Here is a 22,617-nt window from a genome sequence, read left to right as displayed (position 1 = left end):
AGGCGGCCTTCAGGGATCCGGTGAGGTGTCTCCGGACGGCCGGGCGAGTGCGATACGATCGCGATTGCCGGGCAACTTCGCGATCGTCGCGCACAACACCGGCAACGGCGGTTGATACCGCTGCCGCGACAATCGGACGTCGCTCGGCTCCCCATCTTCCGGCAGCCGGCCGGGCGTCCCCGGAATTGTGCGATCCCGACAGCGACATTGTCGCCGCCGGGACGGAATTGTCGGCCCGGGACACAGACCTGGCCCGGGCAGGCCGCTATCGTCTGGGTTCGCGGCACCCGGTGCGACCTCCTGACGCAGTCGGAACCAGGGCGTCGAACACCGATTCCGTACGCAATACCGTTGGAATCACAGTAGGAGACCTGCGGATTCGTATCGGATCCACGAACGCGCAGACGACACCGGCGCAGACTGCCGGTACGAGGAGTCCTGTTATGTCCAGCGAACCCGCCGCCGAACCGGTCACCGACGAGGATTTCCGGGAAATCCTCGCCCAGACCCGCAGCTTCGTCCGCGATGTGGTCATGAAACGCGAACGCGAGATCGCCGAACAGGACCGGATTCCCGCCGAGATCGTCGACCAGGCCAAGGCCATGGGCCTCTACGGCTACGCCATCCCGCAGGAATGGGGCGGACTGGGCCTGGACCTCACCCAAGACGTGGAACTGGCGATGGAGCTCGGCTACACCACGCTCGCACTGCGGTCGCAGTTCGGCACCAACAACGGTATCGCCGGGCAGGTGCTCGTCGGTTTCGGCACCGGCGAACAGAAAGCACGCTGGCTCGAACCCATCGCCTCCGGCGCCGTGGTGGCCTCCTTCGCCCTCACCGAATCCGGCGCCGGATCCAACCCGGCCTCGCTACGAACCACCGCACGACGCGACGGCACGGACTGGATCCTCGACGGCGAGAAACGGTTCATCACCAACGCTCCCGTCGCGAACCTGTTCGTGGTGTTCGCCCGCACCCGCCCCGCCGACGAACAGGGCGCGGGCATCGCCGTCTTCCTCGTTCCCGCCGATTCCCCCGGCGTCGAGGTCGGGCCGAAGGACCGCAAAATGGGGCAGGAGGGCGCCTGGACCGCGGAAGTCCGGTTCCAGGACGTGCGCGTCGGCCCCGACGCGCTGGTCGGCGGCAGCGAGGACATCGGCTACCGCGCGGCCATGACCTCACTGGCCCGCGGCCGGGTCCATATCGCCGCCCTCGCCGTCGGCGCCGCCCAGCGCGCCCTCGACGAATCGGTCTCCTACGCCGCGACCGCCACCCAGGGCGGCACCGCGATCGGCGAATTCCAGCTCGTCCAAGCCATGCTCGCCGATATGCAGACCGGAGTGATGGCCGGCCGCGCGCTGGTCCGCGACGCCGCGCAGCGCTGGGTGTCCGGAGAGGACCGGCGCACCGCACCGTCGGTGGCGAAACTGTTCTGCACCGAAATGGTCGGTAAGGTCGCCGACCTCGCAGTCCAGGTGCACGGTGGTACCGGCTATATGCGTGATGTGCCGGTCGAGCGGATCTACCGCGATGTCCGGTTGCTGCGGCTCTACGAAGGCACCAGCGAAATCCAGCGCTTGATCATCGGCGGCGGCCTGGTCAAGAATGCCCGGCGACAGGGCACACCACCTACCTGAATCCCTCGACTCGGCCGCGCGCCGGGACATGCGGCGGCTGGACCTACCGCGGTGGTCAGGACCGACCTGCCCGCTGACCAGTCCATCGGCTTGCCCGCATCACCGCGCGAATCTCGGGCCGGAACCGCGGATGCCGGACTCTCGCGGTTCGTGACTGTCAGCCGCCGGTTTCCGGTGGCGCGGCGGGTAGCTGCACGGTGCACCGGAGCCCGCCGGAGGGCCGGGGAGTGAGGGCGAGGCTTCCGTTGTGCGCTCGGGTGATGCTGTGCACGATCGCCAGGCCCAGCCCGGCGCCCGCGTGGTCGGCGTAGCGGCGGTCGGTGCCGCGGCGAAACGGCTCGACCAGCGTGGACACTGTCTGTGGCGAGAGGTGCGCGCCGGTGTTCTCGACTGTGAGCACGACCGTGTCTCGCTGCGCACCGGTCGTAACCCGGACGGTGCCTCGGTCGGGCAGGTTGTGCACGATCGCGTTGTGCATCAGGTTCGTGGTCAACTGCAGCAGCAGTGCGGGCGAGCCGATGACCGGAGCGATATCACCGGAGGTTTCGATGGTGATACCGCGTTTTTCCGCGAGGGGCAGGAGCGATTCGGCGGCTTCTTCCGCCATGAGTGACAGGTCGACGTGCGACCGGGTGAAAGAACCCTGATCGGCGCGACTGAGCAGCAGCAAGGCCTCGGTGAGGTCGATCGCCCGGGTGTTGACGGTGTGCAGTCGTTCGACGAGTTCACCGTCGCGGCGTTCCGGATCGTTGCGGGCCACTTCGAGAAGTGCCTGCGTGATCGCCAGTGGGGTGCGCAGTTCGTGGGAAGCATTGGCTGCGAATCTCGCCTGTTCGGCTACATGGGCTTCCAACTGGGCGAGCATGGTGTCGAAGCTGTCGGCCAGTTCCCGGAACTCGTCGCTGCGGCCCGGTAGCCGGATCCGATGCGACAGCGAACCGTTCGCGGCCGTCCGGGTGGCCTCGGTGATCCGATTCAGCGGGGCGAGCATGCGGCCGGCGAGGATCCAGCCGCCGACGAGGCCGAACATCAGCAGGAATCCCAGCACCAGAAGCGCCGCCGGGACGAAGACGGCGGCGCCGAAGCTGCCCGGGTCGAAGACGCGGCGGAAATCGGACAGACCAGGGACGAACAGAACGTTCGACCTTCCGCGCAGGAGGAATGCCCACACGGCGACCAGCAGCAGCGCGCCCGCGAGCACGAGGAACCCGACGTAGCTGAGGGTCAGTTTGAGGCGAACGCTCACACCCGGCGTCCTGTCCACGGTCGATTCCGTCACGTTCCGGTGTCGATGCGGTAGCCGACGCCGGGGACGGTGGCGATGAGCCACGGCTCGCCCAGCCGCTTACGCAGTGCCGAGACCGTGATGCGCACGGCGTTGGTGAAGGGGTCGGCATTCTCGTCCCACGCCCGTTCCAGCAGCTCCTCGGCGCTGACGACACCCCCTTCGGCGGCGACGAGTACCTCGAGCACGGCGAACTGCTTGCGGGTGAGCGCCACATAGCGGCCGTCGCGGTAGACCTCGCGGCGGAACGGATCCACCCGGAGGGCCGCGACCACCCGCACCGGCGGCCGGTTGTGGGCGCGCCTGCGGTCGAGCGCCCGGAGCCGGAGGACGAGTTCACGGAGCGCGAACGGCTTGGTGAGATAGTCGTCGGCGCCGAGTTCGAAACCGGAGGCCTTGTCGTCGAGCCGGTCGGCGGCGGTGAGCATCAGGATCGGCAGGCCGGTCCCGGACGCGACGATATGCTCGGCGACCTCGTCACCCGAGGGCCCGGGGATATCGCGATCGAGGATCGCGATATCGTATGTGTTGATGCCCAGCAACTCCATCGCCGTACCGCCGTCACCGGCGATATCGGCGGCGATCGCTTCCAACCGCAGGCCATCGCGAATGGCTTCCGCCAGGTAGGGCTCGTCTTCTACGACCAGCACACGCATGTTCCCGATCCTACGAGGCGCACCATATCGCCGGCGTATCCGAAAACGCATACGGCCCGGCAACACCGCTACGCCTTGACTGGCGGCATGAGTCGAAGAACCGGATTACCCTCGATGACCCGCAGTCTGGTGGTGGGTGGCCTGCTCGTCGCCGTCACCGCGATCACCGGCACCCTGGTCTGCCAGTCGGCACCGTCTCCGGTGCGCTTGGTGGGTGCCGTCCTCCGCGGCGATCAGGGCGCCCGGGCCGTCCCGGACGAGGGCGGCCTCCCGAACGGCGTCACGGTGTTCGCCGACGAGTATCCCGGCGTGGCCAACCTCGCGCCCGAGCTGATCGCGGCCCTGCGCGCCGCGGCGGCCGACGCGGGCATCGAGTTCCAGGTCAACAGTGGCTGGCGTTCCCGGGAGTACCAGAACCGGCTGTTTCGCGCAGCGGTGGCGAAGTACGGCTCGACGGAGCGGGCCGCCCGCTGGGTTGCCACCGCGGATACGTCCGCGCACGTATCCGGCAACGCGATCGACCTCGGTTTCGAAGCCGCGGCGTGGCTGTCCGCACACGGCGCCGCATACGGACTGTGCCAGATCTACCGCAACGAGCCCTGGCACTACGAACTGCGCCCCGAGGCGATCGAGCACGGCTGCCCGGCCATGTATGCCGACCCCGCACACGATCAGAGGATGCGGCGATGACGACCGAAACCCTCACCCGCGAACGACTGCGGCCGGTCCGAGGAGCGCGGTGGAACCCACTCACTCGCCTCGCGTTCCGGTTCTGTTTTCTGTACTTCGGCCTGTTCTGCCTGCTGACTCCGCCGATCGTCTTCGAACTGACCGGGCCGCTCGGCCGGCAGCTGGGCTACGACGCACAGTTCTGGCATATCCGGAAACTGCAGCCCGCCCTCGATTGGGTGGGGCGGGAAGTATTCGGTACCGCCGTACAGCTGTATCCGACCGGAGTCGGGGACCAGACGATCTTCTGGGTGCTGTTGTTCTGCATCCTGGTCATCGCGGTGGCCGGCACAGCGGTGTGGTCGGTGCTGGACCGGCGGCGTACGCATTATCGGCCGCTCGCCGGCTGGTATCTGCTCGCCATCCGGATACTGCTGGCCGGGCAATTGCTGAGTTTCGGCTTCGCCAAGGCGATTCCGACACAGATGCCCGAGCCGTCACTGACCACGTTGCTGACTCCGTACAGCGACTTCACGCCGATGGCTGTGCTGTGGTCGCAGGTGGGCGTGTCGAGGCCGTACGAAATGCTGCTCGGCGCGGCGGAGATCACCGCGGCGATCCTGCTGTTGATGCCACGGACGGCGGTCCTCGGTGCGATGCTGGCGCTGATCGACACCTTGCAGATCGTCGTACTGAACATGACCTTCGATGTGCCGGAGAAGATCTCCTCCACCCATCTGCTGTTCATGTCGTTGCTGCTGCTGGCGCCCGAGGCGCGGCGGCTGATACGGGTGCTGTTGCTCAACCGCGCTACCGGCCCGTCTGCCGCACCGTACCCGTTCCACACCACGAGATTTCGCCGTATCGCGGCGCTGATACAGGTCGCACTGGGCGTCTGGATGGCGGTGGCGGCCGTGCAGGGTGGCTGGAACGCCTGGCTCTCCGGCGGACCCGACCGCCCCAAGCCTGCGCTGTACGGCATCTGGTCGGTGTCGGACTTCATCCGCGACGGACTACCGGTGCCACCGCTGACCACCGACGACACTCGGTGGAAGACAGTAGTGGTCGACTATCCGGATTCCCTCACCTTTCAGCGGATGGACGGCACTCTGGTGACCGTTCCCACCGACGTGGACGCCCCTTCCCGCCGGATCCGGCTGATCGAGGGGACACCGCGCCCCAGACCGATGACGAAAGCCGAGAACACTGCGCACCCATTGGGAACGCTCGAATTCCGCCAACCGGCCCCGGACAGAGCCGTACTGACCGGCGAACTGGACGGCCACCAGGTCGCCCTCACCCTCGACCGGATCGACCCGGACAGCTTCCCGCAGCGAAGCACACCGTTCCGCTGGGTGCAGAACCGCCCGAACTTCTGACCGGGAACCGGGGTCCCACCGCACGGCCGAGTTCCGGGTAGCAGGCGGGGCTGCGCTCCCCGGGCGCGGCCGGGTGCCGACGCACCGGCTCAGCTCCGGCGAGCGCAACCCGCCACCCACGATCGACGAATGTCCTGCCCGGTCACCCAACGAGCACATCCGAGGAAACCCGGGGCCGGCGCCGTGGTCGAGCCGAAGGTCACGGGATCGGCCCGGTCCCCGTCATCGAGGCGGGACTCGGCCCGGCCGGTCGCACTCTCGCCGATATCGACCTGATCGAACTCACCGAGGCCTTCGCCGCGCAGGCGCCGGCGGTGTCCGGATACCGGCCGCCCCTCACCCGGGAGATGCATCACCCTGTTGCGCGATACGGTTCGGAGACCATATGTATCGGCGGCGGTCAGGACCTGGCCGCGACCTTCGAGAAGGTGATCTGACCGTGCCTACCCCGAAACCGTCCGCGAAGATGAACGTGCACGTCCGCACATACTGCCGTTGCCCAGCCGATTCGGCCGACAACACCACAGCGCAGCACCGGAACTTTTCCGATGCCTCACCGGGCCGACGGTTTACCGGTCGACACAAGCGTGCCGCCCACCCACACGTACCAGCGGGCTCGGTCACCGCCGGCGGCACCGTTCGGGTACCCACCACGGGGATGGCCCGATGAGCGAGCCCCGGACCACTGCGGCCGCCCCGCTCGAGGGTTTGCGGATCGTCGAGATCTCCAGTTTCGTCGCCGCCCCCTTGGCAGGTATGACCCTGGCCCAGCTCGGCGCCGACGTCATCCGCGTCGACCCGATAGGCGGGGCCGCCGACCGCAACCGCTGGCCACTCACCGAAGAGGGCGCCAGCATCTATTGGGCGGGCCTCAACAAGGGCAAACGCTCCGTCGTCGCCGACCTCCGTTCCCCCGAGGGGCAGCAACTCGTCGCCCGGCTGATCACCGGAAGCGGACCGAACGGCGGCATCCTGCTCACCAATACCACCGGCCGCGAGTGGCAGGGATACGAATCGCTGTCCCGGTCCCGCCCCGACCTCATCCACCTGGAGATCACCGGCCGCGGCGACGGCTCCACCGGTGTCGACTACACGGTCAACGCGGCCACCGGCTTCCCGCTGGTCACCGGCCCGGCCGATCATGCGGGTCCGGTCAACCACGTGGTACCGGTCTGGGATATCGCCTGCGGTCTCTATGCCGCGCTGGCGATCATCGCGGCCGTCCGCCGGCGCGAGGCCACCGGCGCCGGAAGCCGGCTGATGGTCCCGCTGGAGAACGTGGCACTGGCCACGGCGAGCAATCTCGGGTTCCTCGGCGAAGCCCAGCTCACCGACACCGCACGGCCCCGGATCGGCAACGCGCTCTACGGCAGCTACGGCCAAGACTTCACCAGCTCCGACGGCACGTATTTCATGCTGGTCACCCTGACGCCCCGCCATTTCCGGGACCTGGTCACCGTCACCGGCACCACGGAGGTGATCGCCGCGCTGGCCACCGCACTCGACGCCGATTTCGCCGACGAAGGCACCCGCTACCGGCACCGCGAGGTACTCACCGCCGTATTCGCCGGCTGGTTCCGCGACCACACCGCCACCGAGATCAGCGCGGCGCTGACGGAAACCTCCATCCTGTGGGAGCGCTACCGCACCTTCGCCGAACTGGCCCGCGACCCCCGGATCACCGCCAACCCCCTGTTCACCGACCTGCCACAACCCGGCATCGGCACATACCGCGCGGCCGGGGCGCCGATCGCGGTGGACGGCACGTATCCGCCCGCCCGCAGCGCCCCGCTTCTCGGCGAACACACCGATGCCGTATTGCGCGACGAACTCGGCCTCACCGACGACGAAATCGCCCAGCTCCGCGACACCACGGCCACCGACTCCCCGAAACGGACGAACCCATGAAACTCGCACGCACGCACGGGCTCACCGATGTCCAGAACCAGATCCTGGCCACCGTCCGCACCTTCGTGGACAAAGAGATCATCCCCAACGCCCAGGAACTCGAGCACACCGACACCTACCCCCAGGAGATCGTCGATCGAATCGCCGAGATGGGGCTGTTCGGGATCACGATCCCCGAGGAGTACGGCGGGCTCGGCGAATCCCTGCTCACCTACGCGCTGTGCGTCGAAGAACTCGCCCGCGGCTGGATGAGCGTCTCGGGCGTGATCAACACCCATTTCATCCTCGCCTACCTGCTGCGCCACCACGGCACCGAAGAACAGAAACGAACCTACCTACCCCGAATGGCCACCGGGGATGTCCGCGGCGCGTTCTCGATGTCGGAACCCGAACTCGGCTCCGATGTCGCCGCCATCCGCACCAAGGCGATCCGCGACGAAGCCGGCGACTACACCATCGACGGCCGCAAGATGTGGATCACCAACGGATCCACCGCAAACCTCGTCGCCGTCCTCGTCCGCACCGAAGAAGGCCACGAGAAACCCCACGACAACCTGACCACGTTCCTGGTCGAAAAACCCACCGGCTACGGCACGGTCGCACCGGGACTCACCATCCCGGGCAAGATCCACAAAATGGGGTACAAGGGCATCGACACCACCGAACTGCTGTTCGACGGCTACCACGCCGCCGCCGATACGGTCCTCGGCGGGGTCAGCGGCCGGGGTTTCCGACAGATGATGGACGGTATCGAAGTCGGCCGCGTCAATGTCGCCGCCCGCGCCTGCGGAATCGCCCTGCGCGCGTTCGAACTAGGCTCCCGCTACGCCCAGCAACGCGCCACCTTCGGCAAACCGATCGTCGAACACCAGGCCATCGAATTCTCCCTCGCCGAAATGGCCACCAAGGTGGAAGCCGCCCACCTCATGATGGTCAACGCCGCCCGCCTGAAGGATTCCGGCGAACGCAACGACGTCGCCGCCGGAATGGCGAAATACCTCGCCAGCGAATTCTGCAACGAGATCACTCAAGCGAGCTTCCGCATCCACGGCGGCTACGGCTACTCCACCGAATACGAAATCGAACGCCTCATGCGCGAAGCCCCCTTCATGCTCATCGGCGAGGGCACCAGCGAAATCCAGAAACGCATCATCGCCAAAGGAGTCATGCGCGACTACCGGCTCTGAAAGCGCTCCGACTGATCCGCGATGGCCGGCCGGGCCGGCAGCATGAGAATACGCAGCGCGCTGTCGGACCACCAGGCCATCGTCACACACAGCCGTAACCAGCCGACGGGTACGCCGAACGTTGCGCAGTCCGCCGCCGGCAGTGCCGGCCGCCCGAGGATTATGCGATCCGAAACTGCATGCAGGGTGCACTCCAGCACGATGTCGGCGCCGGGCTCGAGGCTCGGTGGGCCCGTCAGGGCACAGAAATAGGTATGCCGTGGGTCGATCGGCCGACGCGCGCCCCCGCCGAGGCGATCAGGCTGATTCCACCCGTCGAGATCGACCGAGAAGGCAGAACCATGCGTCCGATCCGTTCCGAGAGTCCCGGCAGTATCACCACCGTAGCGGAGGGTGGCGGGCGTGTTTGACCGGCCGGACCCGGCCTTTCCCTGCGGGACCTCCTGGGTACGAATCGCGTTGCAGCAGTGCCGCGCGCTGGAGAGGGGCCGGGCATTGAACGCCGAGGTGTTGCCCCTGCTGGGTTTCGCCATCCGCTGGGCACCGTTCGGCGGCGCGCGGGCCGAGGAGTTGTTGCTGAGCTTTGGCGTGACCCGGCATCGGTTCCTCGAACTGGTAAGCCGGGCGCTACGCCCGCGCGACTCCGACGATCCGCACACCCGTCAGTTGAAACGACATCTGCGGGAATCGCTGGCCTGGGCCTGGCGGGCCGATCCGGGCAGACCGGCGCCCGGCGCCCTGCCCGCTCCCGCGGCGGCTCACCGACCGGCTGCGCCGGCGCCCTCGGTCCGGGCGCGTCCCACCGCATCGATACGGGCACGGGCCTGATCCGGACTTCCCGGCACCGATCTCACGCCGCGCTATCGGCTGCCCTTCAGTGCCCGCAGCCCGGCCGCCATGAACTCCGGGGTGGCCTCGGCCGCCCGGCCGGCGGCCGAACCCGCGTCGGACCCGTGCCGGGCGCGGTGGGTGATCCCTTCGCCGATCACGCCGAGTTTGAAATTGGCGAGGGCGAGGTAGAAACCCCAGTGGCCGAGGTCGCGGCCCGATGCGGTGGCATAGGCCTGGGCCAGCGCGTCGGGTGCGGGCATCCGGTCGCTGGTCCACGCGGCGCGCGAGCCGAGGACCAGATCGAAGACCGGGGTCCGGTACACACACATCAGGGCGGCGTCGGTGAGCGGGTCCCCGAGGGTGGACAGTTCCCAGTCGACGACGGCGCGCACCCGGCCGGGGTCGGACGCGTCGAGGATGGTGTTGTCGATGCGGTAGTCGCCGTGCACGATCGAGGCCGCCGATTCCGCCGGCACCGCCGCCATCAGCGCCGCGTGCAGGGCCGCGACATCGGCGAGTTCGCGGGTCTTGACCCGTTCCCATTGGGAGGCCCAGAGATTCACCTGCCGGGTGAGGAATCCGGCGGGCCGGCCGAACTTCTCCAGGCCCACCGCCGCGGGGTCCACCGCATGCAACTCGGCGAGTACCCGCACCAGCTCCGCGACGGCCGCATTCACCTGCTCGTCGCCGAGTGCGGCGAGATCGTCCTGGTCGCGGATCACCGACCCGTCGACGAATTCGACGACCGTCAGCGGCGCGCCGAGCGCGGCGCCCTCCGCGTCGAACGCGATCGTTTTCGCCACGGGTACCGCCGAGTGCTGGAGTGCGTGGGTGACCGTGTACTCGCGCGCCATATCGTGTGCCGACGGAGTGAGCCCGGCCACCGGCGGGCGGCGGACCACCCAGCGCGAGACGTCGTCGGACGCGGTGAAGGTCAGGTTCGACCGGCCACCGCTGATCAATTCCACCCGTAGTTCACCGCGCACCTCGACGCCCTGCGCCCGCAGGAACCGCTCGAGGGCGGCAACGTCCATACCCGGTAGGTTCATTCGCTGTCCCGCAGTGCGCGTTTCGCGGCACCGACGGTGCGCTTGGCGATCGCCCACCGATGCACCTCCGAGGGCCCGTCGTAGATCCGGAAGGGGCGCACCTCCCGCGAGAGCCGTGCCAGCGGCAGGTCGCCGGAGACACCGAGCCCGCCGCACATCTGCATACTGCGGTCGACGATCCGGAAGATCGCCTCGGCCGCATAGGTTTTCGCGATGGAGGTGGCGTTGGCGGCGGATTCGCCGCGGTCGAGTTCCCAGCAGGCACGGGTCAGCAGGGCGCGGGTGGCGGCGATATCGATCTCGTTGTCGGCGACCATCTTCTGGATCATGCCGAGATCGCCCAGCTTGGACCCGAATCCTTCGCGCCGGGCCACCTGGGCCACCGCCACATCGTGTCCGCGGCGGGCGGCGCCGAGCCAGCGCATCACATGCGTCATCCGGGCCGGGCCGAGACGCACCTGCGCGTATTCGAAACCGCGGTCGACCTCACCCAGCACCGCCGACTCCGGTACCAGCAGATCCTCGAAGAACACCTCGCAATGGCCACCGACCATCGACCGGTCCAGGGTGTCGAGATGGCGGCCCACCCGGATACCCGGGGTGCCGGCCGGGGCCAGGAACATCGTCGCGCCGCCCCGGTCCCCCGGTTCTCCCGAGGTGCGCGCCATGATGATGAAGAAACCCGCACCGTCGGCACCGGTGATGAAATATTTGACGCCGTTGATCCGCCACCCACCCTCGGCCCGCACCGCGCGGGTCGTCAACGCGGACGGATCCGACCCGGCGCCGGGTGCCGGCTCGGTCATCGCGAACGCCGAACGCACATCACCGTGCGCGAGGGGAGCGAGATACTGCGCCTTCTGCTCCGGGTTCGCGATATGCGCGAGCATATGCACATTGCCCTCGTCCGGCGCGGCGATATTCAGCGCCGTCGGGCCGAACAACGAGTACCCGGCCTCCTCGAAAACCGGCGCCCGGTCCGACATCCCCAGGCCGTGCCCGCCGTATTCGACGGGGGCGTGGGGCGCGAAGACGCCCGCGTCCCGGGCCGCCTGCTGCAGCTCCACGCGGAACTTGTCACCACCTGCCGCGGCGATATCACCGTCGTGCGCGTCCTCGAGCGGGACGACGTGGTCACGGATGAAGCTCCGGGTCCGATCGACGAGCGCTTGTACCTCGCCGGGCAGGGACAGATCGATCGCCACGGGTTGACTCCTCCATCTCGTTCGCCGAACGATCGCTCGGCCACCAACGTGCATGCAGGGTGGCATGACTGGATAAGCGCTGTCAATTGCGGGTCACCACCACGGTGCCGTGTTCAGTTATCCTGAACACCGTGAGTGACACGAACGGGGATCGGCAGAGTGTGGGCGCGCGGGTGCGGCAGGCCAGAATCGCGGCGGGACTCTCGTTGCGGGCGGCCGCGCAGCGGATCGGGGTCAGCCCGGCCACGCTCAGCGCCGTGGAGAACGGTAAGACCGGCATCTCCGTTCCGCGGCTGCGCGTACTGGCGACCGTTCTGGGCACCACCGTGTCGTGGCTGGTCGGCGAGCAGGAATCGGCGATGACCGGTGCAGCCCGGCCGGACAGCCCGCCCGCGGATACCGCCACACCGGGCACCGAATCGCCCGACTGGCGGAAGTTCCCGCCGATGGATATCGACCCGGTCCTCGCCGCGGCCATCACCTCGTTCGTCGAAACCGGATACCACGGCGCCACCATGCGCTCGATCGCGCGGCGCGCCGGGATGAGTGTGCCCGGCGTGTACCACCACTACCACGACAAACAAGAACTGCTGGTGCGCGCGCTCGACCTGACCATGGACGAATTGCACTGGCGGGTGCGCGCGGCCCGGCGCGACGCGGAGACCGGCCGGGCCCGCGTCGCCCACGTCGTCGAGGCACTCGCTCTGTTCCACACCCACCGGCGCGAGCTCGCATTCATCGGAGCCAGCGAGATGCGCAGCCTGACCCCGGCCAACCGGCTGCGAATCGCCAACTCCCGCAACGAACTCCAATACATACTCGACGCGGATATCGACACCGCCCTCGCCGAGGAGAACCGGTCGGCCGACCGGGCGCGTGTCGCGGGCCGCGCCATCACGACGATGTGCACCTCACTACCCCAATGGTTTCGCCTCGACGGGCCCGCGACACCCGAACAGATCGCCGCCGAATACGCGGAATTCGCCCTCGGCCTGCTCGGGATCCGGGACCGCCCAGCAGCCGAGTCCCCGAGCACCGCGCGCTGATCCCGGCACAGCCACGGTCCAGCTTCCGGAACTGCCGCGGCCGGCGCTGCGGATCCGGAACTGCGGCGGCCTACGCTGCGGATCCGAAGTGGGCGGCCGACACCGGTGCCGCGCCGGTCGACGACGCACGTCGACGTCGATATGCGCCGTCGACGTCGAGCAGCACGGTTTCGGCGCCGGGTCGTTCCGCAGCCGGGCCGCACCGGCGCCGGAAACCCGCGGCGCAGTGTCCGGATTCCGGAGCGTAGTGTGCGGCTTCCGCGACGTACTCGTCCGGCTCCCGCGGCGCACTCGTCCCCGCCCCGCAGCGCACTCGTCCGGGCGGGTCCGTGGTGGTGGCACGTTTGCGGGAGCGGAGCGGGGGTACCGCGCTGACGGCTGCGGCCCGGGTGCGGTGACCGTGTCCGGGTCGAGATGGCCGACGGCCCGGACGATCGGAGGAGCGATGCCTGCTGAACCGAGTGTGCGCATTCCCTTGCCCGCCGAGGACGTTTTCGCGACCCTCGCCGACGGCTGGCTGTACGGGCTGTGGGTCGTCGGAGCCACCCATATACGCGACGTCGACGCGGGATGGCCGGAGGTCGGCACGCGGATCCACCACAGCGTCGGCGGTTGGCCACTGACCCGGCAGGACACCACGGAGGTCCGCGCGGTGGACCCACCGCATCGGCTCGAACTGGTGGCCCGGCTGTGGCCCGCCGGAACAGCCGATATCCGCCTGGACCTGGTCGAACTGCAACCCGACCTCACCGAAGTACGCATGACCGAGCAGATCAGCAAGGGCCCCGGACGCCTGTTACCGTCCGCCGCGCAGGACCTGTTGCTGGTCCCGCGGAACAAAGAATCGCTGCGGCGCCTCGAGGCGCTGGCCGTCGGCCGGTCTTCCCGTACCCCTGGCTGAGTGCGCTATGGGACCGGCCCGGTAGCCGCGGGGGCGGTGTCCGTCGCCGGTGGCTGCTGGCTCTGATGCGTCGGGCGTCCGAGTCGGAAACGGACGGGTACCGGAGCGAGCGGCGCACTGGGCCCGGGCCGGCGAGCACCCATCATCGCCGCCAGCTCTCCGGCGGCGGTGACGGCGTCGATTCGCGGCACCCACCCGAGATCGCGTGCGGCTTTGCCGGCGTCTACGAGGCAGGCGCGGTCGGCCAGGCGGAGCCACGCCGGATGCAGCGGCTGCACGCCCAGTCGCCAGGTCATTCCGGCGCCCGCGGCCAGCAGGGCGCGCGAGACGGGGATCCGGAAACCGCCGAAGGCCGATGCCAGCGTGCGTGCCGGCAGGACGGGTTCCGCGGCCAGGTTGAACGCGCCCACGGCACGGCGCCGGAGGATCGCCTCGATCGCCGCCGCCACGTCGTCGGCGTGGACGAGCTGTAAACGCAGCTCTTTCCACAGTGGGACGGGCGCCCAGGGGCGGCCGATCACCGAACGGGGCAGCCAAGGACCGAACAACCAGTCGTTCAGCTCGGCGGCCGCGTCGCCCTGCACGACGGCACACGGCCGGATACGGGCGACCCGCGTCGCCGGGTGCGCGAGTTCGAACGCATCGAGTTGCGCCTCCAGCATCGCTTTGCCCCGGCTGTAGGCGCTGCCGGGCAGCCCCGTGCGCGGCCAGTGCTCGTCGACCCTGGTCCAGCGCGGGGCGGGCGTGTACGCGGCCACCGAGGACGCGCACACGATATGCGGCACGCCCGCGGCGGCCGCGGCCCGCAGGACATGCGCGCTGCCGACGGTATTCGTACGGCTCATCGGCGGATCCGTCCGGTGCGGATGGATCGCCCAGGCCAGATGGACGACCGCGTCGGCGCCGGTGAACACATTCGTGAGAACAGCGAGCGCTCCGGGCTCGCCGATATCGCATACGAGCCATCGCGCGCGGCCATACGGTTCCCGGCTGGGCGGCGGGCGGCGAGCGATACCGACGACAGCCCGGTCCTCCCGGCTCATCGCGCGCAGCAATGCGGTGCCCACATTGCCGCTCGCACCGGTGACGACCACCTTCATACCGGGCCGTGGTCCACGGGCGATCCGCCGCTGCGGCCGGTCACGGGCGGAACACCGCTCGGATACAGCCCTGCTCTTTCGTCTTGAACAACTCGTAGCCGCGTACGGCGTCCTCGAGCGGGAGGTCATGGGTGATCAGATAGGACGGATCCAGATCGCCCTGCTGGATGTAGTCGAACATGCGCGGCATGTACCGCTGCCCGTGTTGCTGGGCCGTGCGAAGCGTGAGGCTCTTGTTGGTGATCACGCCCATCGGGAACTTATCGGTGAGCCCGTAGATGCCGAGCACGGCGACCACCCCGCCCTTCCCGCAGGCCAGGACGGCCTCGCGTAACGACGTGGCCCGGTCGGTCTCCAGCCGAAGGAGCTGTTTGACCCGGTCGTAGGCCTGCTGCAGGCCGGTGCCGTGCCCCTCCATGCCGACCGCGTCGATACACGCGTCCGGGCCCCGGCCACCGGTGAGCTCCCGCAGCACCTCCGGCACGCTGTCGACCTTCGTGTAGTCGATCGTGACGGCATCGAACCGCTCCCGCGCCAGGTCCAGCCGTTCGGGAATCCGATCGATGACGACGACCCGGTCCGCACCGAGCAGCCGGGCGGTATGCGCCGCCATCAGACCCACGCCCCCGCTGCCCCACACCGCCACGGTGTCCCCGGGGGAGATATCGCAGAAATCCGCGCCCATCAGCCCGGTGGGTACCGCATCGGAGCAGAACAAGGCCTGTTCGTCGGTGATGCCCTCCGGGATCGTGAAACAGTTGACGTCACCGAACGGCACGCGGATGTAGGTCGCGTGCGAACCCTGGTAACCACCGAACGGGTGGGTGTAGCCGTAGATACCACCGGTCGGATACCCGAAGACGGGCTGCTGGAGTGCGGCGTTGGGGTTGGTGGTGTCGCACACCGAATACAGGTCGCGCTCGCAGTAGTGGCAGGAGCCGCAGCCGATGAACGAGGGCACCACCACCCGCGCGCCCACCTTCGTCGCGGTGACCTCCGGGCCGGTCTCGACGACCTCCCCCATGAACTCGTGCCCGAACACGTCCCCTTCCCGCATACCGGGCAGGTAGCCGTCGATGAAGTGCAGGTCCGAGCCGCAGGTGGTGGTCAGCCCGACCCGGACGATCACATCGTGCGGGTTCACCGGTACCGGGTCGGGGACGGTTTCCACGGCGAGATCGTTCACGCCGTTCCAGCACAGTGCGCGCATCATGCCTCCTCGGCCGGCCGGCTACGGGCGCTCGGGTTGTGCTCGAGCGTGGGTATCTCACCGGTTTGCAGCAACGCACGCGCCCGGTAGAGCACCGTGAACAGCGCCGCACCGGTGAGCTGCTCCGGCAGCGGCGCCCGGCCCGAGATCCGCATCTCGGTCCCCGCACCCTGGGGCGCGTCGGCGAACGCGAGTTCCAGCTGCACCAGGTCGGGATCGTCCGGGTCGACGAACCGCAGCCCGTCGTCCGCGGCGACGAGCACGCTCTCCCAGGTGACGGCCTCGGCACCGGGTGGCCGGACCGCCCACTCGTAGCGGTCCGCCGCGGTCGGCCGCACTTCGGCCAATCCACCGAAGACCTGCGACAGCTGCTCTGGGCGGCGCCAGAATTGTTCCGCCGACGCCCGCGAACATTTCACCGTCAGGGCCTGGCTTGCGCTGCCGCCGCTCGCCGCGCCCAGTGCTCTGCCCGCGAGTGCGGCCAGTTCGTGTTTCGCCTTGTCGAGGTACTGCACGGGCCGGCTCCCTTCGAACGATCGACACGCACCTGCTCGATCCGCTTCTGCCCCGGCCTACCCACTCGCGGGATCCGCAATCCGCGGATCGTGTCGTACGCTCCGGAACACCCGGATCGGCGCGTCGGCCGGGGTCACAGAATCCGGCTCAGGAACTGCCGGGTTCGCGGGTGCCGGGGGTCGTCGAAGAACTGCTGCGGCGGGGCGTCCTCGACGATCTTGCCGTCGCTCATGAACACCACTCGATCGGCGGCGGCTTTCGCGAAGCCCATTTCGTGGCTCACCACCACCATCGTCATCCCCTCGTCGCGCAGCCGCAGCATGACGTCGAGGACCTCGTTGACCATTTCGGGGTCCAGCGCGGAGGTGGGTTCATCGAACAGCATGACCTCCGGTTTCATCGCCAGCGCCCGGGCGATGGCGACCCGCTGCTGCTGGCCGCCGGACAGCTGCGACGGGTAGTTCTCGCCCTTGTCGCCGAGCCCGACCAGCTCGAGCAGTTCCCGCGCCTGGCGCCGGGCGTCCTCCACCCGCGTTCCGCGCACATGCCGTGGACCCGACGCGATATTGTCGAGCGCCGTCATCATCGGGAAGAGATTGAAATTCTGGAACACCATCCCCGTGTGGTGGCGTTGTTTCGCGATCTGCGCTTCCGATAAAGGCGTTCGCCTACCGTCATCGGCGAAACCCATTATTTCGCCACATACCCGGACGGTGCCGGCATCGATCGTCTCGAGGCAGTTCAGGGTGCGCAGCAGTGTGCTCTTCCCGCTGCCCGACGGACCCAGCAACAGGACGACCTCACCTTTCGCGACCGAGAAGTCGATATCGTCGAGGACGACGAGATCGTTGAAGGCCTTGGTCAGATTCCGGACCTCGATCATCGCCGTGGCCTGTGGTATCGCGGTCGTCATCGGTTCACGGCCTCCGCTTCCATCGCACTGTCCTCCAGGACTTTCGTCGCCTGTCCGCCCTTGCGGCGGTAGTTCCGGTCGTAGCCGCGGCCGGCCCGCGCTTCGAGCATGCGCTGGATCAATCCCCACAGGGTGGTGAGCACCAGGAAGTAGAGCGCGGCCGCGCAGAGTCCCTCGAGTACCCGGAAATTCACCTGCACCAGGAATTGTGTCCGGCGCAGAAGTTCCTGTACCGAGATCACCGAGACGAGTGTCGTGGTTTTCAGCAGGCCGTTGAAGCTGTTACCGAGGGGCGGGATCATCACGCGCAGCGCTTGCGGGAGAACCACGACCCGGAAGACCTTGGCGGGTGACATTCCCAGGGCCCGGGCGGCCTCGGTTTGCCCGGCGGGGACCGCGAGCAGTCCCGACCGGACGATCTCGGACAGGTACGCCGCTTCGTTGAGCACCAGCCCGAGCAGCGCCGCCTGGATAACACCCAGCTTGATGCCGACCTGCGGTAATCCCGTATAGATGATCACCAGCTGCACCAGCAGCGGGGTCCCGCGCATCAGCCATACGTAGAAACCGGATACTGCCCGCAGCGGCAGGAATTTCGACGAGCGCGCGGCCGCGACCACAATGGCCAGCGCCAGGCCCAGCACCATGCTGACCACGGTGAGCCAGATCGTGACCCAGGCCCCTTCCAGCAGCTGGTCACTCGTGAGGATGGAAAAGAATGCGTCCCAGGACCACATGGGGATGCCTTTCGACTAGTTCGCGCGATCAGCTCTCGAGCGGTCCGGTGCTCACGGCGATATCACCGTCGTACGCCTCGACGCCGTACTGCTCGAAGAGGTCCGGCAGGAAGCCGTCACTGCGCATCTCCGACAGCACCCGGGCGACCTCCGTGGCCGCTTTGCTTCCCTTGGCGAAACCCATCGCGAGCGGCGCCTCGTTGATCCCGCCGACGGCGGTCTCGAAGCGGCCGTCCTTCTGATAGAAAGAGGTCACCGATTCGACGATCGAGGTACCGTCGATCTGGCCCGCCGAAAGCGCTTGGTACGCATCGGCATTGGTTTTGAAGGTCTGGACATTCAGCGGTGGCTTGCCCGCGGCGGCGAACTCTTCCGCGAGGGCGGTGAGGGTGTCGAACTCGTATCCGGGGGCTTCGACCCCGATGGTCTTACCGGCCAGATCGTCGACGGTCGAGATCGACTCCGGGTTTCCCGCGGGCACGGAGATGGATACCGCCTGAACCTCATAGGGCACCAGATCGATGGTTTCGGCGCGCGCCGGGGTGTAGAACATGCCGGTGTCGATCATGTCCCAGCGGCCGCTCTGCACGCCGGGGATCTGCGCCTCGAATTCGATATTGACGAATTCGGTTGCCAGGCACAGTCGCTTCGCGATTTCGCGGCCCAGGTCGATCCGCATTCCGATCACCTCGCCGTCGGCGTCGACATATTGCATGGGCGGGAGGGTCGCATTGGTAGCGATCGTCAAGGTGCCCTCCTTCGCGAGGTCGGCGGCACCGAGCGCCGGAGTGCAGCCCGCCGGGGCGGCATTCTCGTCCGCCGCCGAACTACACCCGGTGAGACCGGCGGCCACGACCACGGCAGCGGCGATTCCGATGATATTGCGCATTGACGAACCTTTCGATATCGACTGCTCCGCGGCAGCGATCGGGCGAATATGCCCCGGGAAATCTTCCGACCCTCCATGGGATCGATTGCATAAAGAGTCGCAGAACGACCGAGGGCCGTCAATGCCGTTAACACGGCCGACACGCGACGAATCAACTGTTAACGAGGGAGCCGGGAATGCCCGGCGCACGCACGTATTCACCGGCCGTTCCCCACGGCGCGGCAGGACGCGCGCTCCACCAGCCGGGCGCCGATCCGGTACGTTCGCCCGTCCGGCGCGGCGGCCTCGTTGATCTGCTGGAACAGCAGGTCCATCGCCAGGTTGGCCAGCTGTGCCGCGCCGTTGTCGACCACGGTGATCGCCGGCTGCCACAGCGCCAGCCACGGCATATCCTCATGGCAGATCAGCGACAGTTCGCCGGGAACGGAGACACCGCGGCTCACCAGGGTGGGCAGGATGCCGAAGACGGCTTCGTGGTTGGCCGCGTAGAGAGCGGTGATCGCTTCGCCGCTGTCGAGCAGGGAGTTCACCGCTTCGGCACCGAATTCCGTGGTGAACGGCCCCTTGCGCACGATCGCGTCGTCCACCGCGATCCCGGCGTCCGCCAACGCCGACCGGTAGCCCGCGAACCGTTCGCGGCCCGACGTCGCCTCGGCCGTTCCGCCGATGTATCCGATGCGCCGATGCCCGAGCGCCAGCAGATGCGCTGTCGCGTCCCGGGCGCCTTCGACATCGTCGGCGAGAACGGTCGAGGCCTTGCTGCCCTGCACCGACCGGATGAGATTCACCACCGCGCGGCCCTGGCCCAGCAGAGCATTGGAGGCCGGCGCACTCCGCCCGCTGCCTATGACGATGGTCCCGTCCACACCGTGTTCGCCCAGCATCGCCAGCACATCGTTCTCCCGGGCCGGATCGGCGTCGGTGATGCACAACAACACCTGGAACCCGGCGGCCGACGCCCGCTTGTGCACGACCTCGGCGATGGTGTGGAAAGAGGCGTTGATCAGGTTGTTCATCACCAGACCGAGGAGGTGGGAGCGGTTGGACCGCAGCGCGCTCGCGGCCCGGTTGGGGCGGTAACCGAGCGTCCGCGCGGCCGCTTCCACGGCGGCCCGCGTCTGCGGGGAGATCAACGGCGATCCGCTCAGCGCCCGCGACGCGGTACTGCGCGAAACCCCCGCAGCAACCGCCACGTCGACCAAAGTGACCGCCATCGGTCCTCCATTTCTCTCTGTCCGTCCGCCGGACACCCACATTCGACAGGGTCCGCGTTACGACTGCGTTTCCGGGCTTGACGGGGTGACGTATTCGACGGCAGTCTATGCAATCGATCCCATCAATGTCCGCGGATCGACAGAATTTCGAATTCCGCCCGCTCGGAAGGCAGCCCATGAATCGCGATGATGTCGCGTGGTCCGGATACTGGCCCGCGGCCCCGACCCCGTTCACCCGCTCGGGTGCCCTCGATACCGATGCCCTCACCGAGCTGATGCAGTTGTACGCGCGCATGGGGGTGGACGGTGTGCTCGTCAACGGAAGTACCGGCGAGTGGTTCAGCCAGACCGGTGACGAACGGAGAACGGTCGCCGAAGTGGCCGTCGCGGCGGTGGCCGGCCGGTTTCCGGTCGTCGTCGGCGTGAGTGCCTACACCGCGCGGCAGTCCGCCGAACTGGCCGTACATGCCGCGGCCGCGGGAGCCGACGGAGTCCTGGCCACCCCGCCCCCCTATGTCCACACCTCGGCGGAGGAGACGGTGCGGTTCTTCGACACCGTCTCCTCGGCGACGTCGCTGCCGTTCATGGTCTACAACTGGCCGCGCGGCGTCTCCCTGGACATGGGGACGATCCCGGGCCTGTTCTCCCGGCTGGCCGGCCTCGACAATGTGGTGGCGATCAAGGACAGCACCGGCGACTGGCTGTCGATGCTCGACACCGTCGAGGCCGTCGCGGACCGGGTCCGGGTGTTCGGGAGTTTCCTGCACCGCCGGGGTCTGGCGACGCTGCTCGAACTCGGCGGCGACGGCAATATCGACGGCGGCGGAGTCGGCGCACCCTTCGCGGTGCCGTTCTACCGCGCGGTCGCGGCCCGCGACGCGGAGACCGCCCGGGTGTGGGCGGACAGGTACCGGGCCCTGTCCGGACGGCTCATCAATGCCGACTACAGCGGTGTATACGCCTCCCCCATTCCACAGCTGAAGGCCGTGATGAACCTGCTGGGGCAGCCCGGCGGCGCGGTCCGGGAACCCCTCCTCCCGGTGACGGATCCGGCGACCCTCGACGCGCTGCGCGCCGTGATCACCGAGTCCGGGATCGCCGAAGCCTCCGCGCCCACCGGAGGAGCCGGCCGTGGCGACTGAGGTGGACGCCGTCGTCGTCGGCGCGGGAATCGTGGGCGCAGCCACCGCGGTGGCGCTGACCCGATCGGGGCTGCGGGTCGCCGTGCTCGACCGCACGGTTCCGAATACCGCGGGCTCGGGAACCACCGCCGGCAATCTGCACATCCAGACCATCCACACCCGGCGCCCCGGTCAGGGCACGGCCGTCGACGTCGAGAAACTGCTTCCGCTCCAAAAAGCAACAAGTGCCTTGTGGGACATACTCGGCGACACCGTACCCGGCCTCGGCCTCAATCGTTGCGGTGGTTTCATGGTCGCCGAAACCGAGGACCAGGTGCGCGCCCTGCACACCAAGCACCGGTGGGAACAGGCCGCGGGCATACCCACCGAGGTGCTCACCGGAGCGGAAGCCCGGCGCGCGCTCCCCTTGCTCGGGCCCACGGTCGAAGCGGCCACCTGGTGCCCCTGGGACGGTTTCGCCGAACCCGACCTCGCCGGGCCGGCCATGCTCCGGCAGGCGGTCGCCGAAGGCGCGCGGCTGCACCCCGATACCCCGGTCACCGGCCTCGCATACGCGAGCGGGGCCTGGCAGGTGACCACGCCGGCGCTGACCTGGGCAACCCGCGCGGTCATCAACGCGGCCGGTCCCTGGATGGCCGCGATCGCCGCGCTGGCGGGCGTCGACCTGGACCTGACACCCCGGTCACTGCAAATGCATTCGCTCGCAGCGCCGCCCCGCACCCTCGATGTGCTGGTACAGCACGTCGGCGAGGGTATGTCGATCAAACAGGACCGGCGCGATCGGCTCGTTCTGGGCGGCGGATGGCCGGCCGGACCGTTCCACGACCGTGCCGCAGCACCCCTGCGCGACGACAGCACGACGGGCAATCTCGCCCAGGTCGAACGGCTGCTCCCGGCACTGCACGGACCACTTCTCGACGCGTGGACCGGGCCGGTCGTCACAACCCCCGACGAGATGCCCGTGATCGGCCCGCTCGACGCGGCGCCGGGACTGTTCGTCGCGGGCGGCACCTATTCCTTCACCTTCGCACCGCTGTGGGCACAAATCCTCACCGCGCTGGTGCACGAGAAAGAACCCGATATCGACATCTCGGCGTTCACGCCGACCCGTCTGGTCCCACGACAAGCACACTGAAGGAACAG

Annotated in this window: 21 protein-coding genes and 1 pseudogene; 11 read left to right on the top strand and 11 right to left on the bottom strand. The window is 68.3% G+C overall.

The window, feature by feature from the left end:
- Window positions 1-443 precede the first annotated feature (443 nt).
- Window positions 444-1,637 (top strand): acyl-CoA dehydrogenase family protein, encoded by a 1,194-nt coding sequence (locus tag QH276_RS14665; protein WP_280398578.1) that lies wholly within the window; start codon window positions 444-446, stop codon window positions 1,635-1,637.
- Between the two features lie 157 nt (window positions 1,638-1,794).
- Here the strand turns inward: QH276_RS14665 and QH276_RS14660 are convergent, their stop codons facing one another.
- Both QH276_RS14660 and QH276_RS14655 read right to left on the bottom strand, forming a co-directional pair.
- Complete coding sequence (locus QH276_RS14660) at window positions 1,795-2,883, bottom strand: sensor histidine kinase (RefSeq protein WP_280398579.1); 1,089 nt, start codon at window positions 2,881-2,883, stop codon at window positions 1,795-1,797.
- Window positions 2,884-2,912: 29 nt separating this feature from the next.
- The gene (locus QH276_RS14655; protein ID WP_280398580.1) at window positions 2,913-3,578 is read right to left on the bottom strand and encodes a response regulator transcription factor; all 666 of its coding nucleotides are present in this window, start codon (window positions 3,576-3,578) and stop codon (window positions 2,913-2,915) included.
- Between the two features lie 87 nt (window positions 3,579-3,665).
- Here QH276_RS14655 and QH276_RS14650 point away from each other — a divergent pair, with 87 nt between their 5' ends.
- The 6 genes and pseudogenes from QH276_RS14650 (at window position 3,666) to QH276_RS14625 (ending at window position 9,549) form a co-directional block, all read left to right on the top strand.
- Complete coding sequence (locus tag QH276_RS14650) at window positions 3,666-4,268, top strand: D-alanyl-D-alanine carboxypeptidase family protein (protein WP_280398581.1); 603 nt, start codon at window positions 3,666-3,668, stop codon at window positions 4,266-4,268.
- Window positions 4,265-5,626 (top strand): DoxX family protein, encoded by a 1,362-nt coding sequence (locus QH276_RS14645; RefSeq protein ID WP_280398582.1) that lies wholly within the window; start codon window positions 4,265-4,267, stop codon window positions 5,624-5,626. Before QH276_RS14650 ends, QH276_RS14645 begins: the two co-directional genes overlap by 4 nt.
- A 203-nt stretch (window positions 5,627-5,829) precedes the next feature.
- A pseudogene (locus QH276_RS14640) lies at window positions 5,830-6,063 on the top strand (acetyl-CoA C-acyltransferase); the annotation flags it as partial.
- A 229-nt stretch (window positions 6,064-6,292) separates the two neighbouring features.
- Window positions 6,293-7,534, top strand: coding sequence for a CoA transferase (locus tag QH276_RS14635; protein WP_280398583.1), 1,242 nt, complete (start codon window positions 6,293-6,295; stop codon window positions 7,532-7,534).
- Entirely contained in the window at window positions 7,531-8,721 is a 1,191-nt protein-coding gene (locus tag QH276_RS14630; protein WP_280398584.1) for an acyl-CoA dehydrogenase family protein, read from the top strand. Before QH276_RS14635 ends, QH276_RS14630 begins: the two co-directional genes overlap by 4 nt.
- A 402-nt stretch (window positions 8,722-9,123) precedes the next feature.
- Window positions 9,124-9,549 (top strand): hypothetical protein, encoded by a 426-nt coding sequence (locus QH276_RS14625; RefSeq protein ID WP_280398585.1) that lies wholly within the window; start codon window positions 9,124-9,126, stop codon window positions 9,547-9,549.
- Between the two features lie 32 nt (window positions 9,550-9,581).
- Here QH276_RS14625 and QH276_RS14620 read toward each other — a convergent pair whose 3' ends face one another.
- Window positions 9,582-10,586, bottom strand: coding sequence for a phosphotransferase family protein (locus QH276_RS14620; protein WP_280398586.1), 1,005 nt, complete (start codon window positions 10,584-10,586; stop codon window positions 9,582-9,584).
- Window positions 10,587-10,597: 11 nt separating this feature from the next.
- Window positions 10,598-11,806 carry an acyl-CoA dehydrogenase family protein gene (locus tag QH276_RS14615; RefSeq protein ID WP_280398587.1) on the bottom strand — a complete coding sequence of 403 codons (1,209 nt, stop codon included), beginning with the start codon at window positions 11,804-11,806 and terminating at the stop codon, window positions 10,598-10,600.
- A gap of 131 nt (window positions 11,807-11,937) precedes the next feature.
- On the opposite strand from QH276_RS14615, the gene QH276_RS14610 reads away from it, so the two are divergent.
- A complete protein-coding gene (locus tag QH276_RS14610) occupies window positions 11,938-12,852 on the top strand; it encodes a TetR family transcriptional regulator (protein WP_280398588.1) in 915 nt (304 codons plus the stop codon).
- 445 nt (window positions 12,853-13,297) lie between these two features.
- Window positions 13,298-13,753, top strand: coding sequence for an SRPBCC family protein (locus tag QH276_RS14605; RefSeq protein WP_280398589.1), 456 nt, complete (start codon window positions 13,298-13,300; stop codon window positions 13,751-13,753).
- Window positions 13,754-13,758: 5 nt separating this feature from the next.
- Here QH276_RS14605 and QH276_RS14600 read toward each other — a convergent pair whose 3' ends face one another.
- The 7 genes from QH276_RS14600 to QH276_RS14570 form a co-directional block, all read right to left on the bottom strand.
- Window positions 13,759-14,853: an NAD-dependent epimerase/dehydratase family protein gene (locus QH276_RS14600; protein ID WP_280398590.1), complete on the bottom strand. Its 1,095-nt coding sequence runs from the start codon at window positions 14,851-14,853 to the stop codon at window positions 13,759-13,761.
- Window positions 14,854-14,893: 40 nt separating this feature from the next.
- Window positions 14,894-16,063: a zinc-dependent alcohol dehydrogenase gene (locus QH276_RS14595; RefSeq protein ID WP_280398654.1), complete on the bottom strand. Its 1,170-nt coding sequence runs from the start codon at window positions 16,061-16,063 to the stop codon at window positions 14,894-14,896.
- A complete protein-coding gene (locus QH276_RS14590; RefSeq protein ID WP_280398591.1) occupies window positions 16,063-16,578 on the bottom strand; it encodes a hypothetical protein in 516 nt (171 codons plus the stop codon). The genes QH276_RS14595 and QH276_RS14590 overlap by 1 nt, the downstream gene beginning before the upstream one ends.
- A 134-nt stretch (window positions 16,579-16,712) precedes the next feature.
- Window positions 16,713-17,492 (bottom strand): amino acid ABC transporter ATP-binding protein, encoded by a 780-nt coding sequence (locus tag QH276_RS14585; protein ID WP_280398592.1) that lies wholly within the window; start codon window positions 17,490-17,492, stop codon window positions 16,713-16,715.
- The gene (locus QH276_RS14580; RefSeq protein WP_280398593.1) at window positions 17,489-18,229 is read right to left on the bottom strand and encodes an amino acid ABC transporter permease; all 741 of its coding nucleotides are present in this window, start codon (window positions 18,227-18,229) and stop codon (window positions 17,489-17,491) included. The genes QH276_RS14585 and QH276_RS14580 overlap by 4 nt, the downstream gene beginning before the upstream one ends.
- Before the next feature lie 28 nt (window positions 18,230-18,257).
- Window positions 18,258-19,118: an ABC transporter substrate-binding protein gene (locus QH276_RS14575; protein WP_280398594.1), complete on the bottom strand. Its 861-nt coding sequence runs from the start codon at window positions 19,116-19,118 to the stop codon at window positions 18,258-18,260.
- A 197-nt stretch (window positions 19,119-19,315) separates the two neighbouring features.
- Window positions 19,316-20,332 (bottom strand): LacI family DNA-binding transcriptional regulator, encoded by a 1,017-nt coding sequence (locus tag QH276_RS14570; protein ID WP_280398595.1) that lies wholly within the window; start codon window positions 20,330-20,332, stop codon window positions 19,316-19,318.
- A 176-nt stretch (window positions 20,333-20,508) separates the two neighbouring features.
- Between QH276_RS14570 and QH276_RS14565 the strand changes: the two genes are divergently transcribed.
- Together QH276_RS14565 and QH276_RS14560 are read left to right on the top strand one after the other, a co-directional pair.
- On the top strand, window positions 20,509-21,474 hold the full coding sequence (locus QH276_RS14565) for a dihydrodipicolinate synthase family protein (protein WP_280398596.1): 966 nt from the start codon (window positions 20,509-20,511) through the stop codon (window positions 21,472-21,474).
- Window positions 21,464-22,609, top strand: coding sequence for an NAD(P)/FAD-dependent oxidoreductase (locus tag QH276_RS14560; RefSeq protein WP_280398597.1), 1,146 nt, complete (start codon window positions 21,464-21,466; stop codon window positions 22,607-22,609). Before QH276_RS14565 ends, QH276_RS14560 begins: the two co-directional genes overlap by 11 nt.
- Window positions 22,610-22,617: the final 8 nt, after the last annotated feature.

The sequence above is a fragment of the Nocardia carnea genome (genome assembly GCF_029869215.1).
Taxonomy (GTDB): domain Bacteria; phylum Actinomycetota; class Actinomycetes; order Mycobacteriales; family Mycobacteriaceae; genus Nocardia; species Nocardia carnea_B.
Note: the sequence above shows the minus strand (reverse complement) of the source record. Positions and strands in the feature narration are given on the sequence as shown.